Genomic DNA, 16,391 nt, shown 5'->3' on the forward strand with positions numbered 1-16,391 from the left:
ACTGCGGGAAGGGAGCTTTTGTTTACAGCGAAGAAGCTTTAGTTAGCCACCGGCTTGGCAGCGTGGCGGCCGTCGGACACGCCGCGGAGGTGAGCGACGCGGGAGGGCTCAATGTTGAGGGCACGCAGCTCGTCATCGGTCAGGGAAGCGTAGACGTTGCCAACGGTCTTCTGCTCGTATGCCCAGTCCGGCTCCTCGTGGCCCACCGGCTTGTTGCGGGCAGTCAAGGTGCGTACCTGGGAGAGCTTCGGCTGTAGAGCGTAAATGACCAAGCCGAGGGCGATGAGGACTGCCAAGGCGATAAGCCAGACCGTCTCTACGTGGCCCTTGTGGTTACCAAAGTTATAAGCAAGCAGGAACGCGACGGACGTCCAGCCGGCGATCTGTACGCCCGAGCGGCTGATGCGGGACCAACCGAAACCTGCGGACGGGACGTCATCGGTGGATACGCCGTCGAAAACCTGCGATGCCGGCTTGTGGGAAGACACTTGCTCTCCTTTGCGTGTACATGCGGCCCGCCCTGGTTAGAACTAGTTGCGTGAGGCGAGCGCACGAAAATGCCAGTTATTCTGTGTAGTAGTTTAAATGATCCTGCCGGCAACCGCGATTAAACACCCCCGCTTATCGCTATCGGAGCGCACAGGACTCCGACTAGGGTTGACCGGCTAGGGTTGAGAGGGTGAGTACCCAACGCATTCTTATTCTCGGCTCTACTGGCTCGATCGGCACCCAGGCTCTGGACGTTATCGCGGATAACCCGGATAAGTTCACAGTCGTAGGCATTGCCGCCGGCGGCTCCAACCCGCAGCTCATTATCGAGCAGGCTCGTGCCCTCAACCTTTCGTTTGACCACGTGGCCGTCGCCAAGCCCGATGCGGCACGGACCGTCTCCGAGGCCCTCGGCGGCACCGTGCTCTCCGGCCCAGATTCCGCAGAGCAGCTGGTCCGGGCCATCGATGCGGATAAGGTCCTCAACGCGCTCGTCGGTTCAATGGGCCTAGCCTCCACGGTTGCGACTTTGGAAAAAGGCGAGCTTCTAGCGCTAGCGAATAAGGAATCCCTCGTCGCCGGTGGCTCCATCGTGACCCGCCTGGCGGGGGAGGGCCAGATTATTCCGGTGGATTCCGAGCATTCTGCTATGGCGCAATGCTTGCGCGCGGGCAGTGATGCGGAGCTTGATCACCTCGTCCTCACCGCCTCCGGTGGTCCCTTCCGAGGCTGGACCCGCGAGGAGATGTGGGATGTCACCCCGCAGCAGGCTGCCCAGCACCCAACGTGGTCGATGGGGCAGATGAACACCCTGAATTCCGCCACGCTGGTCAACAAGGGCCTGGAGCTCATTGAGGCCACGCTGCTTTTCGACGTCTCCCCAGAGCGCATCGAGGTCACCGTCCACCCCCAGTCCATCGTCCACTCGATGGCAACGTTCACTGACGGCTGCACCATCGCGCAGTGCTCGCCACCGTCGATGAAGCTGCCGATCTCCCTCGCATTGGATTGGCCGCGCCGCGTGCCGGGTGCCCAGCCGGCATTGGATTTTTCCACCGCGCATGATTGGCGCTTTGAGCCGCTGGATGATGAGGCCTTCCCGGCCGTTCGCTTGGCGCGCGAGGTTGCCGCCGCCGGAGGTACCCACGCTGCCGTGTACAACGCCGCCAACGAGGAGGCGGCCGCGGCCTTCTTGGCGGGGCGCATTCACTTCCCGGAAATTGTTGACGTTGTCAGCCACGTCGTGGATCAGGCCGCGCAGTTCGCTGGTGTACCCTCTAGCGTCGATGATGTCCTCGCCGTGGAAGGCGAGGCCCGCCGTCGCGCCAACGCGATGGTGGATTCGCTCGCTCGTTAGAAAGCCCTACGATCTATGGCAAATGTCCTCGGCATAGTTCTCTTCGCCTTGGGGATCGGCATCACCGTTGCCCTGCACGAGGCCGGTCACATGTTTAGCGCTCGTGCCTTCGGCATGCGTGTGCGCCGCTATTTCATCGGCTTCGGTCCGCGCGTTGCGTCCTTTACGCGTGGACACACCGAGTATGGCCTCGCTGCCTTCCCGGTGGGTGGTTTCTGCGATATCGCAGGCATGACGGCGCAGGATGAGTTCCTCACGGAAGAGGAAAAGCCCTATGCCATGTACACCAAACCGGCGTGGCAGCGCATCATCGTGCTGGCCGGCGGCATCACCGTCAACCTGCTTTTAGGATTTATTATCCTGCTGATCATCGCCATGACGACGGGCTTGCCCAACCCAGACGCGGATGTGCGCCCGCGCGTTGGCGAGGTGTCCTGCGCGGCGAATCAGAAGGCCGATGGCGAACTCGAACCGTGCCAGGGTGTAGGCCCTGCTGGTGAGGCGGGCGTGGAACCTGGGGACATCATTCTCGCGCTGAACGGCGAGACCATGGACTCCTTTGCGCAGCTTCGCGATACCGTCATGAGCTACCCCGGTGACACTGTCACCCTCAAAGTCGAACGCGATGGCGAGCCGCGTGACTTCGACATCACACTTGCTACAGTGACTCGGCTCAATGCCGAGGGGCAATTGGTGAAGGTCGGTGCCATCGGTATGAGCAACCAGATTATCGATATCAGGGAGACCTACTCCTTCGTCGACGCCTTCCCGGCGACCGCCCGCTACTCGGGCTATGCGCTCAACGCCACGGTCCAAGGAATCGCGCAATTCCCAGCCAAGATCCCGGGCGTGGTGGCCTCCATCTTTGGGCAGGAGCGCGATGTTAACGGACCAATGTCTGTGGTGGGAGCCTCCCGGGTGGGCGGCGAGTTGGTCGAGCGGAGCCTGTGGTCATCCTTCTTCATGATGCTGGCCACCCTCAACTTCTTCCTCGCGCTGTTTAACCTCATCCCACTCCCGCCGTTCGATGGCGGCCATATCGCCGTCATTATTTATGAGAAAATCCGCGACGCCCTGCGCCGCCTCATGGGCAAGGACCCGAAGGGGCCCGCGGATTACACCAAGCTCATGCCGGTGACCTATGTGCTGGCTTTCCTCCTCATGGCGGTGGGTGCTCTCATCATGATTGCGGACGTGGTTAACCCAATTCGGCTGTTTGGCTAGTGATCCACCTGCGGTGCGCGGTGCTAGAGTAGGGGCGTTAAAACCCAATTAGCAAGGAGCACACATGTCGACCCCTATTGGTCTTGGAATCCCCGACGGCCCGCCTCCCACCCTGGCGCCGCGCCGCAAGACGCGTCAGCTCATGGTTGGCCAGGTGGGCGTGGGCTCTGAACACCCGATTTCAGTGCAGTCGATGACCACGACGAAGACGCACGACGTCAACGCCACCCTTCAGCAGATTGCACAGCTGACCGCGAGCGGCTGCGACATCGTTCGCGTTGCCTGCCCGAAGACGGTTGATGCGGAGGCTTTGCCGGCGATTGCGCAGAAGTCCCCGATCCCGGTGATCGCAGATATCCACTTCCAACCCAAGTACATCTTTGCCGCCATCGATGCCGGCTGCGCTGCGGTGCGCGTCAACCCGGGCAACATCAAGGAATTTGATGGCCGCGTTAAAGAGGTGGCGAAGGCCGCCGGCGATGCCGGTATCCCGATTCGCATCGGCGTCAACGCGGGCTCCCTGGATAAGCGCATCATGGAGAAGTACGGCAAGGCCACCCCGGAGGCTCTCGTCGAGTCTGCGTTGTGGGAGGCCGGCCTCTTCGAGGAGCACGGCTACGGCGATATCGCCATTTCCGTCAAGCACAACGACCCCGTCGTCATGGTGGAGGCCTACCGTCAGCTCGCCGCTCAGTGCGACTACCCGCTGCACCTCGGTGTCACCGAGGCTGGCCCGGCATTCCAGGGCACCATCAAGTCTTCCGTCGCTTTCGGCGCCCTGCTCGCCGAGGGCATCGGTGACACCATCCGCGTGTCCTTGTCGGCGGATCCGGTCGAGGAGATCAAGGTCGGTGACCAGATCCTGCAGTCCCTCAACCTGCGCCCGCGCAAGCTCGAGATTGTTTCCTGCCCGTCCTGTGGTCGCGCACAGGTGGACGTCTACAAGCTCGCCAACGAGGTCACCGAAGGCCTCGACGGCATGGAGTTCCCGCTGCGCGTGGCTGTCATGGGCTGCGTGGTCAACGGTCCGGGGGAGGCCCGCGATGCCGACCTCGGCGTGGCCTCCGGTAACGGCAAGGGCCAGATCTTTGTCAAGGGTGAGGTCATCAAGACCGTTCCCGAGTCCAAGATCGTGGAAACGCTCATCGAAGAGGCAATGCGCCTAGCTGAAGAACAAGGCCTGGAAGCCGTAGAGGGTGCCAAGGCTGAGGTCCGCGTTACCAAGTAACCCACCTGCGGTGTGGGGCGGCCGTCTAGCCGCCCCAGGCTGCTACGCTGCTCAAGCATGAAGAGGTTCGTGGCGCTGCTCGGTGCGGCAGGTATCGCGGCGTCGTCATTGGTGGGATGCACCCCCAAGCCGGTGTCCGCACGTCCAGTTGCTGAGCAATTCCTGGAAGACATGGAAACCCGCAATAACGAGGACTTGGCGCAGCTTGTCGATGATGGCAGCACAGCTACGAACACGCTTGACGCAACCTTCGCGGGCCTGCAAGCGGAGGGGCTCGACGTCGAATTGACCGGGGTTGATCAACAAGAGGCCCAAGCTACCGCGCACTATTCGGTGACGTGGACCCTGCCTCGTAATCGTTCCCTGCGCTATGACACCTCGATGGCCTTAACGCGCAAGGAAAAAGACTGGACGGTGCGCTGGCAGCCCAGCATTATCCACCCCGATCTCGGCGCGCACCAACACCTCGAGTTGCGCTCAATAGCGCCAAAACGCGCCGGCGTGGTCTCATCCGATGGGGTGGAGCTTATGTCTCCGGGCTTGCAATACCGGCTGGTCGTTGACACCGACGCCGTTTCCGATCTGCACCCCATGGCGGCAAAGGTGTCCGGTGCGTTGAGCCAAGCTCGTCAAGAGGATGATTCCATCCCGGAGATTGACTCTGGTGAACTTGCCAGGAACCTCGAAGAGGTCGATGGCTCTTACTCGGTCGCCATGCTCAACGAGGGGCAGGCAGCGCGGCTGCGCCCAGTTCTGGAGAACCAGAAGGGGATTCGCTTTAACGAGGAACCGGCGCTCATCACGCGCGATACCGGCTTGGCCCCGGACATCCTCGCCCGCGTGCGCTCCATGGTCTCCGAGGAGGTCGACGGAACAAATGGATGGTCCGTTTCTGTTGTCAACGAACACGGAGCCGCGCTTTCCGACGTCGAGCATCATGAACCCGAGGCAGCTCCGTCCATCAAGGTATCGCTGGACTATGACGTCCAGCGTGCCGCGCAAGAAGCCGTCAATCAGCGTGCTGAATACGAGGCCATGCTCGTGGCCATGCGTCCTTCGACCGGCGAGATTCTAGCCGTGGCCCAAACCCCGGAGGCAGATAAGAAGGGCGATATCGCCCTCCAAGGCCAGTTCCCACCGGGTTCGGTGTTTAAGATCATTACGGCCTCGGCGGGCGTCGACAAGCAAGGCCTTTCCCCAGACTCTATCGTTCCGTGCCCCGGCACCATGGAGCTGTATGGGCGCACCGTCACCAACTACAACGGGTTCTCCCTTGGCTCGGTGCCGCTGCGCCAAGCCTTTGCACAATCCTGTAACACCACTTTTGCGCAGATCTCTACGGATCTGCCGAAGGGTGAACTGCGCGATGTGGGCAAACAATACGGGCTGGGTATCGATTATGAGGTGCCGGGCTTATCGACGCTCACCGGCTCCATCCCAGAGGGCGAGACACCCCTCGAGCGCACGGAATCCGGCTATGGACAGGGCCTCGACCTTGTTTCTCCCTTCGGCATGGCGCTTGTCTCTTCGACGGTTGCGGCGGGCAAGACCCCGACGCCGACGCTTATTGAGTCACGTGAGACCAAGGTGTCCGAAAAGGTCCCCGCGCCCAGCGAGGAGACCTTGACTCAGGTGCGGGACATGATGCGCCAGGTGGTGGCAAGCGGTACCGCCTCGGGGATGCAGGCACAGGGCACCGTCTACGGCAAGACCGGTGAGGCGGAGATCAATGGTGGCTCGCACGCCTGGTTCACCGGCTACCGCGATGACGATATCGCTTTCGCAACGCTGGTTGTTCTGGGCGGTGGTTCGACAATTTCTGTCAACATCACGGACAATTTCCTGCAGCGCCTCGACGCGCTCCGCGCGGAAGGCCACGGCGAGGTTGCGCCCGCACAAGAGCAGTAGCGTGCGCTCATTAGCGCGCCAGTGATGTCCTTTGTCGGGCGCTGGGAAAGAGGGCTACCATGAGTAGTTATGACTAAGCGCGCGATGCTGAAACAAGAAAAAGATACTCCCATCCGCAAGGTACCGAAGGATATTGAGCGCCCAGAGTACGTGTGGAAGGACTCGGTTCAGGAAGCCCAGGGTGAGCCATTCGTGCAGACCCCGGAGGTTATTGAGGCCATGCGTGAGGCCTCTCGGATTGCCGCCAATGCCCTCCAGGAGGCAGGTAAGGCCGTGGCTCCCGGTGTGACCACGGATGAGATTGACCGCGTGGCGCACGAGTACATGTGTGATCACGGTGCATACCCGTCGACTTTGGGCTACCTGGGTTTCACGAAGTCCTGCTGTGTCTCCCTCAACGAGATTGTCTGCCACGGCATCCCGGATACCACGGTGATTGAGGACGGTGACATCGTCAATATCGACGTCACCGCCTTCAAGAATGGTGTCCACGGCGATACGAACGCTACGTTCCTCGCTGGCAACGTCACCGAGGAACACAAGCTGTTGGTCGAGCGCACTAAAGAAGCGATGATGCGCGGCATTAAGGCCGCAAAACCGGGCCGTGAGATTAACGTTATCGGACGCGTCATTGAGTCTTACGCTCACCGCTTTGGCTACAACGTGGTCACTGATTTTACCGGCCACGGCGTGGGCCCCACCTTCCACAACGGGCTGGTCGTCCTGCATTACGATTCCATGACCTACCGCGACATCCTCGAGCCCGGAATGACCTTGACCATCGAGCCGATGATTAACCTGGGCTCGCTGGATTATGAGATTTGGGATAACGGCTGGACTGTCCAGAACACGGATGGAAAGTTCACCGCCCAGTTCGAGCACACCATCGTGATCACCGATGATGGAAACGAGATCCTCACCCTGCCGGACGAAGCGTAGCGTTTAAGTGTCAAGCACTTAAACGCTTGCCAAGAAGAAACAAAGCCCTCCACCTTCCCCGTGCAATACACGGTGGGGTGGAGGGCTTTGTGCTGCCAGTAAAGAGCGCTAACTAGAAGGAAACGTTCTTCAAAGCCTGGCCGACGTAGTCCGGGATTACGCCGGAGAATACAGCGTAGTTGTAGGCTGCAACGGCGGAGGAAACAGCAGCAGCGGCCACCATAGCGATGGTGCCACCACGCCAGAGGTCCAGCCACTGCGGAACCTGGGACTCATTCTTGGTGGAGCCGAAAGCGTCGGCACCATTACCGGTGATGTTGCCATCGGTCACGCTACCCAGCTTGGAGGAGAGGGAGCCCTCGCCCTCAGAGGAGAGAGCGGAGGACATCTCGGAAGAGGTAGCGTCCTTCTGGAGCTCCTCCTGAACCTGCTGCTCGGTCAGGCCGGAGCCCTCAACAGCCTCAGCGGCGGAAGCAACGGTGGTGCCAGCGAAGGCGATGGTAGCGGCGGTTGCAGCAGCAACGGCGGCGGTGCGGAATTTACGCATCTTGAGTAAAGCCTTTCAGAAAGTGGGTTAGAAGGGGAAGGGGAGAACTACATGCCGTACTTGAGGTAGTTCAGTGCCGGGCCAACCAGACCACCGGCGATGGTGATGATGGTGGCGACGATACCGATGCCGGCGAGGGCCTGTGCCCACTTCGGCTCACCGGAGATAGAAGACTTCTGGCCGAAGATGTTCTGGCCGTTTGCTTCCTTCTGGGCGTCGAGTGCCTTGCCCAGCTCGGAGGAGCCGCCTGCCTTCTGGTTGCCCTGCTGCTCGCCAGCAGATGCGGAAGAGTTGGTGGCGGAATCGTTGCTGCTGCCCTCTGCGGCGGAAGCAACGGTGGCGCCGCCGAATGCAACAGCGAGAGCGGTAGCACCAGCAATGGTGGCCTTGCGAATGCGCATAGTGTGAATCCTTTTAAACCTCGTAGGAACTGGAGTAACTAGGGTGTCCCAAGTCACTTGAGCGATTCTAGCGTAAACATTGGAGGGATTCACGGAATCTTCACCACTAACTTTCCCATTTCCCTCTTAGAGAGCTCTAGTTACTTAGCTACGTTCACAGCCACATTAAACCGCTAAGAAATGATCAAGCCAGCATCAAGATTGTCCCGAATCATTAGAAAATCGGGCATGCAAAAGCGCCCATCCTCAAGAAAAGAGGATGGGCGCTAGAAAAAGCGCGCTGAGCTAGTCAGCGTACCCGCAGCTTAATTAGCGGCGGAAGATCGGATCGAGCACGTGCTGCGGAACGATGTTGTTGTACACAGCGAAGTTGTAAGCAGCGATCAGAGCGCCAGCGATAGCGGTGCCGAAAGCAGCGAAGGTGCCATCGCGCCAGATCTCAGCCCACAGCGGGTTGTCTTCAGCCTTCTCCTTGCCGAAGAGATCCTCGCCGGAGACCTTCTTGTCACCCTCGGTAGCGTCGCCCCACTTGGAGGACAGGGTAGCGTCGGAGTCGTTCTCCTTGACCTTGTCGCCAGCGGAGGACAGCTCGGAGGAGGTGGTGTTGGTCTCGGTATCGGCCTCTGCAGCGAAAGCAACGGAGGTACCAGCGAAAGCAACGGAAACAGCGGTTGCAGCAGCAACAGCGGCGGTGCGGAAGTTACGCATGAAATTTAAGCCTTTCGGAAAAGTGTGTGGGGGAGACGTCTTAGAAGGACGGGCCGTGGACGAAGAAGTTGTAAACAACGCCGATCAGGCCAGCCACGGAAGCGACGGCGCTAGCGATGCCCAGGCCGTAGAAGGTCTTGGCCCAGGTCGGCTGATCGCCGAGGGAGGTGCAGTCCTGGTCGGTCTCGTCAGCGTCGCAGTGCTCGTGCTTGGAGGAGCCGAAGATGGCGCGGCCGTCAGCCTCAGTGCCCTTGTTGTCGTTCTCATCAACGTAGAACCAGTCACCAATCTTGGAGGACAGGGAAGCCTCGCCCTTGGTGCCTTCCTCGGAAGCGGAGGAGCCGTTCTCCTGGGAGGTGGAGGAGGCGTTCTCGTCCTGCGGAGCAGCGTCCTGTGCGAAAGCGACGGTGGAGCCGCCGAAGGTAACAGCGAGAGCAGTAGCGCCGGCGAGGGCTGCATTGCGGATACGCATATCAAAAGTCCTTAGTGTCGTACGTGCAAGGCCTCCGGTTGAGAGGTCTTGATTTACAGGGATAGGGATTAGTTTGGTATCCCCAAAACACACTGAGCCGGTAGAGAGTATCGGCTCGTTCCGGTGTCCGTAATTAACCTAGCCAACGGTCAGGCAAAATGCACGTCAGTTTGAGCGTTCTTTCATCGCCTGCCTGTTATCACCCCCGAAATGGGTGATTTTCTTAAAGGTTTCTGGCAGATGTTGTTGGGGTTAAGACGTGCTTGTAGCGGTGTTCAGCGGGAATAGTGAAATTAGTTCACTGCCAATGTGAAAAACGTCACTCATTTCGGTGTAACTTTCACTCTAGCCACTCTAGTCCCAAAACAGCGTTTTCCACTACTTCCGGCAGTGCCGGATGGATCCAATACTGTGAGCGGCCGAACTCGCGCATGTCCAGGTCGTAGCTCATCGCGGTGATCAGCTGCTGAATAAGCGTGGAGGCCTGTGGGCCCATGATGTGGGCGCCGAGGAGCTTGCCAGTGGCCCGGTCGGCCACGAGCTTGCAGATGCCCGTTGAGTCTTCCATGGCCCAGCCATAGGCAACGTCGCCAAAGTTTTGCACCTTTACGGTGACGTCGTAGCCCTCCTCGCGGGCTTGCGCCTCAGTGAGGCCGACCGTCGCAATCTGCGGGTGCGTAAAGACGGCGGCGGGAACGTGTTCGTGGGGCATGGGCTGGAGATCATCCGGGTGCAGCAGATTATGCTGCACTGCGCGTTGCTCCGCATTGGCCACGTGCTTGAGCATGTATGGAGATGAAACATCCCCGAGCGCCCACACGCCTTCACACGTTGTGCGGCCGAACTCGTCGACCTTAATGCGTCCGTCCTCGTGCATCTCGATGCCGCTGGCGGAAAGATCCATCTGGTCGCCGTTGGGTTGGCGGCCGGTGGCAACGAGGATGGCTTCTGCCTCCACGACGTCCCCGCTATCCAAGGTAAGGCGTACTCCGTCCTCGGTTTCATCGAGCGCTGTGGCGGTGCCGATGCGGACGTCGAAGCGCTTGCGTGCGATGTCGTTGAAGCGGGAGCTTAGGTCCTCATCGAGGAAACGGAGGAATTTCTCCGAGCGGTTGACTACGGTGACGTCGGTCCCCAGGCCGTCGAAGACGTGAGCAAACTCCATGGCGATATAACCGCCACCGACAACGATGAGGCTGCGCGGCTGCTTCTCAAGACGCATGATGTCTTCATTGGTGTGAACCGGGGCAGTGGCGCTGGCATACGGCTCGGGTAGCACGGGGCGTGAACCGGTAGCGATGACTATATTGTCACCGGTGATGATGTCCTCACCCGCCTGCAGGGTCTTCGGTCCGATGAACCGAGCGTGCTGATCAAAGACTGTAATATTGGGCGTTTCCTCGCCACGGCGGTACTCTTCGCCGCCCTGGGCAATCTGATCGATTCGGTTGTGGAACACGCGCTTGACGATGCCCTCCCAATCCACAGCATCCACGTGGGCGCTGAGCCCAAGGCGCGTGGCCTCGCGCGCGGCGAGCGCAACGTCGGCGGCGTAGACGTACATCTTCGTGGGGATGCAGCCTACGTTGAGGCACGTGCCGCCGAAGGTTCCCTTCTCAATGATGGCGATGGATTTATCGTCAAACTCGGGAGAGGGGATTGAATTTCCCGAACCTGTGCCGATGATGACGAGGTCAAAGTGCTGTGCGGAAGTCATGCCGATTATTCTAAAGGTTGACTAGCCGCAAACCGTGCAGGCTTTTAGGAGCGCGAGGCGCGGGAGGTTAATCCGTCTCAAGTGGTGCTACTGTGCTCAACCATTCCGCCGTGGCGGAGAGAGCGTCTTGTAGCGGCTCGGGACGCGAGAGAAAGAGATCGTGGCGCCCATTGTTGACAACGTGGAGCGTGTAGCGAGCACTGAGTTCTTTGGCCCAGCGCTGGCTTTGCCGTACATCAACGACAGTATCGGCGGTATTGGAGGACTCGCTGTATGGCCGGTTGAGCTCGGAGCGTCCAGAGGTTATAGTGAGCAGCGGGAGCCCAATGTTGATGCGGCCGGAGTGGATTGCGTCGAAGCCGCGGAAGACTGCTGCAACCCAACCCAGGAACTTGGGGTGTCCGCCCAGCGGCTTCAGGCGAAGATCGAAGTCCCAGTCGCCCTGTTCCCCGGAATGGACCGACTCCCCATAGGTTGTGAGGTCACCGGTGGGTATTTCGAGTCGTGGGGCGATGGCAGCGCCGGCATAGATAACGTGCTTGAGCGTCTCGTAGGTTCCATTCGGTATTCCCATCATGGCTAGCCAGGGGCTGTTGAACACGACACCAGCGATGCGGGCGAAACGCTCGCGATCATGGCGGCGAAGGCGATCGAGCCAGAGCGCGGTGATGGTGCCGGCGGTGGAGTGGCCCATGATGATGACACGCTGGTTGGGGATGGCATCGAGAGCTGCATTGAGATCAGCGTCGTAGTACTGCAAGTCGCTGATGTAGTGCCAGGTCTGACCGTCCCGTCGAGAGCGTCCGCACTTGCGCAGGTCGACAGCGTAAAAGGCATAGCCGAGCTCATAAAAGTAGCGTGCTACGTGGTCGTGGAAGAAATAGTCCGTCATCCCGTGGACCCACAGTAAGGCAGGGCGGTCATCATGGGCGTCGCCGCCGGGGCAGTAGCGCACGAGCGTCGCGCAGACATTGCCTTCGCCGTCAGGGTCGGTGCCGAGTACGAGTGGAGCGGCCTGGAAGTCGGGGCCGAGGATGTCTTCTGACCATTCGAGTTCGTTATGCGTCATGGGATTCATGATAGGTCGCGCGGCCAGATGCATCTGGCAGAGCGGAGCGCTGACGGGAAACACCCTGCACCACAAATGGGGTAACAAATTCGAAATCGGGCATTTATTTTTTCAGGAATGCCTATTTCGCAATAAGGGGCGTAAAGTGGAATTAATGCTTGACGGACCTTCCGCAGGGGTGGTCTGTATGCCAGCTTGGACCCTAGCATCGTCGAGCGCTTTCTCACCGCGCCCTGTGCACCCACATGTGCGGGGCATTTGACCACATCGAATACATCGACTTAAAGAGGTAATAAGTACAGTGTCCTCCGATAAGAAGACAGCACAAGTAGTAGACGAGGTTGAGGTCGCACTCATTGGTGCAGGTATTATGAGCGCCACCCTCGGCGCCATGCTGCGTGAGCTCGAGCCCAGCTGGACCCAGATGGTCTTCGAGCGCTTGGACGGCCCTGCGCTTGAGTCCTCCTCCCCGTGGAATAACGCTGGTACTGGCCACTCCGCGTTGTGCGAGTTGAACTACACCCCGGAGAAGAACGGCCGCATTGATGTTTCCAAGGCCATGAACATTAATGAGAAGTTCCAGGTTTCGCGCCAGTTCTGGTCCCACCAGCTCAACAACGGCATTCTGACGGACCCGAAGGCCTTCATCAATCCAGTTCCGCATGTGTCCTTTGCACAGGGTTCCATCCAGGTTGACTACCTGAAGCGCCGCTTCGATGCACTGAAGGATAACCACATGTTCCCGAACATGCAGTTCAGCGATGATGACGCTACTTTCCAGGAAAAGCTTCCTCTGATGTCGGAAGGCCGTGACTTCAACGCCCAGAAGGTCGCTATTTCCTGGACCGAAGTTGGTACCGACGTCAACTTTGGTGCCCTGGCGAAGCAGTTCTTCACCGCGGCTAAGGCAGCGGGTACCGAGATCCGCTACGGCCACGAGGTCGTTGACATCAAGCGCGATGGTTCCAAGTGGCGCGTGGTGGCAAAGAATCTGCACACCGGTGACTACGAGGCAGTCCACGCCAAGTTCGTCTTCGTGGGTGCAGGCGGCTACGCGCTCGACCTGCTGCGCAAGGCTGGGGTCCGTGAGGTTTCTGGTTTCGCAGGCTTCCCGGTTTCCGGTCTGTGGCTGCGTTCGAAGAACCCGGATCTGATTAAGCAGCACCACGCCAAGGTTTATGGCAAGGCTGCTGTGGGCGCTCCGCCGATGTCCGTGCCGCACCTGGATACCCGCGTCATTGATGGCGAGCAAGGCCTGCTGTTTGGCCCGTACGGCGGCTGGTCCCCGAAGTTCCTCAAGAAGGGCTCCTACCTGGACCTGTTTAAGTCCATTCGTCCGGATAACATCACCTCTTACCTGGGCGTTGCGGCACAGGAGTTCGGCCTGACCAAGTACCTGGTTACTGAGGTCCTCAAGGACTTCGACAAGCGCGTCGAGACCCTGAAGGAGTACGTCCCGAGCGCAGACCCGGCAGATTGGGAGACCGTCATCGCTGGCCAGCGCGTTCAGGTGATTAAGCCGGCGGGTGCACCGCAGTTCGGTTCCTTGGAGTTCGGTACCACCCTCATCAATAACCCTGAGGGCAACATCGCCGGCCTGCTCGGCGCTTCCCCGGGAGCGTCCATCACCCCGGCCATCATGGTGGAGCTGCTGGAGCGCTGCTTCGGTGAGCACATGATCCAGTGGGGCGATAAGATTCAGGAAATGATTCCTTCCTACGGCACCAAGCTCTCCAAGGACAAGAAGCTCTACAACGAGATGTGGGAGTACACGCAGAAGACCCTGCAGCTTGAGTCCAAGTAATTTCTCCTTTCGGCTCGTAGGTGCCTGCCTCGCAGGTAATTCTCAGTAACTGGCAGGGAGCGTCCAGTGCACCGGAACGCTCCACCAAGGAGAGCGCCCCATAATAATGGTGTGCGTTTGAGAGAGCGCATGCGAGAGAGATAGAGAGAACCCCAGCCGCGCGGGGCGGTCGGCCTGAGAAACCGACCGGGAGCGTGGCAGTGAAAGATAGAGACGCACCGCCGCCCCGAGACTCCGTTTCCTTTCCTACGGAGGCCTCGGGGCGGCGGTGTGTTTTCCTTTTCTTCTCTTACGTTCCGCAGTAGGTGAGGTAGCCTTCCGTGCCACCCGGTTGCTCGTATTCTGGTGCGGCAGTAAAGGGACGCGTGGTGGCGTGAAGCAAGCGGGGGAATTCTTCAGCATCGCTCAGTGCGGCCTCGACCAGACGCGGGCGGGGAATCACGCGGGGCACGGTTTGCTTGAGAGACTCGACGTTGGGGCCACTAGCACGGTAGGCATCAACAAATCGAGCGTCACCAAACATCTCATAGGCTTCTGCCGGTTCACCCGCCGCTGCGCTGATGAGATTGCGGTGGGCCTGCGTGAGATCCGGAGCGGACTGTGCAAGGGCCGCACTATAGTCCTGGAAGAGCTCATCGGGAATCTGCAAACGGTTCGCGGCTTCGCGGCGGCGCGCCTTTTCATAGCGCTCGCCAAAGGAATTGATGGCCTCCTGAGCCCAGGTGAGGGCGGCGTTGGGGGAGACGTCGAAAAGCGGCAGCAGTGATTCCGCCAACCGTGCAAGGTTCCATCCCAAGATGTCGGGCTGGCGCCCAAAGCGGTAGCGGCCCTGCGTATCGATGGAGCTAAACCAGGTATTGAGGTCATAGTTTTCCATGAACGCGCACGGCCCGTAGTCAATCGTCTCACCCGATAGCGTGGTGTTATCGGTGTTCATCACGCCGTGGATGAAACCCACCTGCATCCACCCGGCAACCGTCGCTGCCTGTGCGTCCATGACGCGGGTAAACAGCTCCCGGTAGTCGGCGCCAGGGTAGTGGCGTTCAATGGTGTAATCGGCGAGCTGTTGGAGCAACCCGGGGACCTGCGAGTGCGCGGCGAAGTGGAAGGAACCAACACGGATGTGGCTCGCGGCAACGCGCACGAGAACGCCTGCTTCCTCCACCATCTGGCGCTGAATGGGACGGCCGGTCCCGATGACCGCCAGCGACCGTGTGGTGGGTACACCGAGGGCGTGCATCGACTCGGAGAAGAGATATTCACGCAGCATCGAGCGCAGCGTGCCGCGCCCGTCAGAGCCATAGCGCGAGTAGGGGGTTAGTCCCGTTCCCTTGGCATGCAGATCCCAGAGGCCCGTGGGGTTGTGAGGTGTGGCGGGGCCGGTGACTTCGCCCAAGAGGAGAGCACGGCCATCACCCATTGTTGGGTTGTATTGGCCGAACTGAAAGCCGGCGTAGGCCATCGCGTGGGGAGTAACTGGCCCGCGGCCGAGGAGAAACTCCAGCCCGTCTTCGCTGCGCAACCAGTCCGGGTCGAGGCCCAGTTCGGCGGCTAGCTCTTCGTTGAGCACCACCATTTGTGCCGCTGGCTGTTCCTCGCCATGGCTCGCCGTGACCATGTGGGGAAGGCGTTGGGCGAATTCACTGTGTAGCTCAAAAGGGAGGGAAGCCTCAGACATCGTGTGACTCCAGTGTTCCGCGTACGCGAACGTGGACGTTGCCGCCGACCCAGATGTCATCACCGTCATCGTTGATATAGACGCGGCCGTCGCGCCTTACCTGGCGGCCTTGTGCCGCGGTATAGCAGGCTGGGACAGCGCCCTTGGCGCGCAGGAATTGGGCAGCGCCGCCGTTGAAGGAACCGGTGACGGGATCCTCGAATTGCCCGGTGATGGCGCGGACTACATAAGCGGGGTGATCATTACCGGTGAGCCCGACTACGCCCACTTTGACGCCCGGGGTGGGCGTGGGGCGAAGATTTTGCACGGCCTCGGCAGACTCGAGCTGGACTAGGCGCCAGCCGGGCCCGTTGTCTACCCAGCCGGAGTCAAGGATGCTGTCCTCGCCGATCCCGAGGGCGGCGGCTGCCTCAGCCCGCTCCTCATCACTAAGCGCCCCTTCACGCACCAAGGGCGGGGTAGCGAAGGCGAAGCGGCCCTCTTCCTGGCGCACGGTGACCAACCCAACTCCGCATTCCTGAATCAGGGTGCCGTTCTTTCCGAGTAGTTCCGCCGCCACGCGTGCGCTGCCCAGCGTCGGGTGGCCGGCGAAAGGAAACTCCTCGTACGGGGTAAAAATCCTCACTCGGTAGTCTGCACGTGGATCCGTAGGCGAGCACAGGAAGGTTGTCTCCGAAAAGTTTGTCCAGTGTGCGATGCGCTGCATCTCTTCGGTGCTCAAGCCGTCGGTATCCGCCACCACAGCAAGGGGATTTCCCGTAAACGGCCCAGTGGCAAAGACATCTACTTCAAAGAATCGGTGCTGCATGAGGCTTAAGTCTAGTCGCACCGGTGAGCAGGGAGGTCTACG

At 60.1% G+C, this 16,391-nt stretch carries 15 protein-coding genes; 6 read left to right on the forward strand and 9 right to left on the reverse strand.

Annotated features, from left to right (window positions below; translation table 11 throughout):
• Window positions 1-38: 38 nt before the first annotated feature.
• Entirely contained in the window at window positions 39-488 is a 450-nt protein-coding gene (locus HMPREF2604_RS11955) for a DUF2631 domain-containing protein (RefSeq protein WP_070533158.1), read from the reverse strand.
• A 191-nt stretch (window positions 489-679) separates the two neighbouring features.
• On the opposite strand from HMPREF2604_RS11955, the gene dxr reads away from it, so the two are divergent.
• From dxr to map, 5 genes are all read left to right on the forward strand, one after another.
• Entirely contained in the window at window positions 680-1,846 is a 1,167-nt protein-coding gene (gene dxr, locus HMPREF2604_RS11960; protein ID WP_070565572.1) for a 1-deoxy-D-xylulose-5-phosphate reductoisomerase, read from the forward strand.
• A gap of 15 nt (window positions 1,847-1,861) precedes the next feature.
• Window positions 1,862-3,070 (forward strand): M50 family metallopeptidase, encoded by a 1,209-nt coding sequence (locus HMPREF2604_RS11965; protein WP_070565574.1) that lies wholly within the window; start codon window positions 1,862-1,864, stop codon window positions 3,068-3,070.
• A 64-nt stretch (window positions 3,071-3,134) separates the two neighbouring features.
• Window positions 3,135-4,298 (forward strand): flavodoxin-dependent (E)-4-hydroxy-3-methylbut-2-enyl-diphosphate synthase, encoded by a 1,164-nt coding sequence (gene ispG / locus HMPREF2604_RS11970; protein ID WP_070565576.1) that lies wholly within the window; start codon window positions 3,135-3,137, stop codon window positions 4,296-4,298.
• A gap of 57 nt (window positions 4,299-4,355) precedes the next feature.
• Window positions 4,356-6,206, forward strand: coding sequence for a penicillin-binding transpeptidase domain-containing protein (locus tag HMPREF2604_RS11975; RefSeq protein ID WP_070565578.1), 1,851 nt, complete (start codon window positions 4,356-4,358; stop codon window positions 6,204-6,206).
• Between the two features lie 69 nt (window positions 6,207-6,275).
• Window positions 6,276-7,145, forward strand: coding sequence for a type I methionyl aminopeptidase (gene map, locus HMPREF2604_RS11980; protein WP_070533153.1), 870 nt, complete (start codon window positions 6,276-6,278; stop codon window positions 7,143-7,145).
• A gap of 112 nt (window positions 7,146-7,257) precedes the next feature.
• Here the strand turns inward: map and HMPREF2604_RS14395 are convergent, their stop codons facing one another.
• The 6 genes from HMPREF2604_RS14395 to HMPREF2604_RS12010 form a co-directional block, all read right to left on the reverse strand.
• Window positions 7,258-7,692, reverse strand: a complete 435-nt coding sequence (locus HMPREF2604_RS14395; RefSeq protein WP_230307820.1) for a hypothetical protein — start codon at window positions 7,690-7,692, stop codon at window positions 7,258-7,260.
• Between the two features lie 47 nt (window positions 7,693-7,739).
• Window positions 7,740-8,093: a hypothetical protein gene (locus HMPREF2604_RS11990; RefSeq protein ID WP_070562839.1), complete on the reverse strand. Its 354-nt coding sequence runs from the start codon at window positions 8,091-8,093 to the stop codon at window positions 7,740-7,742.
• A gap of 309 nt (window positions 8,094-8,402) precedes the next feature.
• Complete coding sequence (locus tag HMPREF2604_RS11995; RefSeq protein ID WP_070533149.1) at window positions 8,403-8,801, reverse strand: hypothetical protein; 399 nt, start codon at window positions 8,799-8,801, stop codon at window positions 8,403-8,405.
• Between the two features lie 40 nt (window positions 8,802-8,841).
• Window positions 8,842-9,273 (reverse strand): hypothetical protein, encoded by a 432-nt coding sequence (locus HMPREF2604_RS12000; protein ID WP_070533147.1) that lies wholly within the window; start codon window positions 9,271-9,273, stop codon window positions 8,842-8,844.
• Window positions 9,274-9,613: 340 nt separating this feature from the next.
• On the reverse strand, window positions 9,614-10,990 hold the full coding sequence (mtr, locus tag HMPREF2604_RS12005; protein WP_154761834.1) for a mycothione reductase: 1,377 nt from the start codon (window positions 10,988-10,990) through the stop codon (window positions 9,614-9,616).
• Between the two features lie 67 nt (window positions 10,991-11,057).
• The gene (locus HMPREF2604_RS12010) at window positions 11,058-12,059 is read right to left on the reverse strand and encodes an alpha/beta hydrolase (RefSeq protein ID WP_230307821.1); all 1,002 of its coding nucleotides are present in this window, start codon (window positions 12,057-12,059) and stop codon (window positions 11,058-11,060) included.
• 301 nt (window positions 12,060-12,360) lie between these two features.
• Here HMPREF2604_RS12010 and mqo point away from each other — a divergent pair, with 301 nt between their 5' ends.
• A complete protein-coding gene (gene mqo / locus HMPREF2604_RS12015; RefSeq protein ID WP_070565585.1) occupies window positions 12,361-13,863 on the forward strand; it encodes a malate dehydrogenase (quinone) in 1,503 nt (500 codons plus the stop codon).
• 289 nt (window positions 13,864-14,152) lie between these two features.
• Here mqo and HMPREF2604_RS12020 read toward each other — a convergent pair whose 3' ends face one another.
• Entirely contained in the window at window positions 14,153-15,541 is a 1,389-nt protein-coding gene (locus HMPREF2604_RS12020; protein WP_070565587.1) for a protein adenylyltransferase SelO family protein, read from the reverse strand.
• Window positions 15,534-16,349: a PhzF family phenazine biosynthesis protein gene (locus tag HMPREF2604_RS12025; protein ID WP_070565589.1), complete on the reverse strand. Its 816-nt coding sequence runs from the start codon at window positions 16,347-16,349 to the stop codon at window positions 15,534-15,536. The genes HMPREF2604_RS12020 and HMPREF2604_RS12025 overlap by 8 nt, the downstream gene beginning before the upstream one ends.
• Between the last annotated feature and the right edge of the window lie 42 nt (window positions 16,350-16,391).

The sequence above is a fragment of the Corynebacterium sp. HMSC055A01 genome, from assembly GCF_001809405.1.
GTDB classification, from domain to species: Bacteria; Actinomycetota; Actinomycetes; order Mycobacteriales; family Mycobacteriaceae; genus Corynebacterium; species Corynebacterium hesseae.

What these genes read in the sequence shown, in the direction of transcription:
- HMPREF2604_RS11965 (WP_070565574.1), top strand. Translation starts at nt 1,862, where the DNA reads ATGGCAAATGTCCTCGGCATAGTTCTCTTCGCCTTGGGGATCGGCATC.
- ispG (WP_070565576.1), top strand. Translation starts at nt 3,135, where the DNA reads ATGTCGACCCCTATTGGTCTTGGAATCCCCGACGGCCCGCCTCCCACC.
- HMPREF2604_RS11975 (WP_070565578.1), top strand. Translation starts at nt 4,356, where the DNA reads ATGAAGAGGTTCGTGGCGCTGCTCGGTGCGGCAGGTATCGCGGCGTCG.
- map (WP_070533153.1), top strand. Translation starts at nt 6,276, where the DNA reads ATGACTAAGCGCGCGATGCTGAAACAAGAAAAAGATACTCCCATCCGC.
- HMPREF2604_RS14395 (WP_230307820.1), bottom strand. Translation starts at nt 7,692, where the DNA reads ATGCGTAAATTCCGCACCGCCGCCGTTGCTGCTGCAACCGCCGCTACC.
- HMPREF2604_RS11990 (WP_070562839.1), bottom strand. Translation starts at nt 8,093, where the DNA reads ATGCGCATTCGCAAGGCCACCATTGCTGGTGCTACCGCTCTCGCTGTT.
- HMPREF2604_RS11995 (WP_070533149.1), bottom strand. Translation starts at nt 8,801, where the DNA reads ATGCGTAACTTCCGCACCGCCGCTGTTGCTGCTGCAACCGCTGTTTCC.
- HMPREF2604_RS12000 (WP_070533147.1), bottom strand. Translation starts at nt 9,273, where the DNA reads ATGCGTATCCGCAATGCAGCCCTCGCCGGCGCTACTGCTCTCGCTGTT.
- mtr (WP_154761834.1), bottom strand. Translation starts at nt 10,990, where the DNA reads ATGACTTCCGCACAGCACTTTGACCTCGTCATCATCGGCACAGGTTCG.
- HMPREF2604_RS12010 (WP_230307821.1), bottom strand. Translation starts at nt 12,059, where the DNA reads ATGACGCATAACGAACTCGAATGGTCAGAAGACATCCTCGGCCCCGAC.
- HMPREF2604_RS12020 (WP_070565587.1), bottom strand. Translation starts at nt 15,541, where the DNA reads ATGTCTGAGGCTTCCCTCCCTTTTGAGCTACACAGTGAATTCGCCCAA.
- HMPREF2604_RS12025 (WP_070565589.1), bottom strand. Translation starts at nt 16,349, where the DNA reads ATGCAGCACCGATTCTTTGAAGTAGATGTCTTTGCCACTGGGCCGTTT.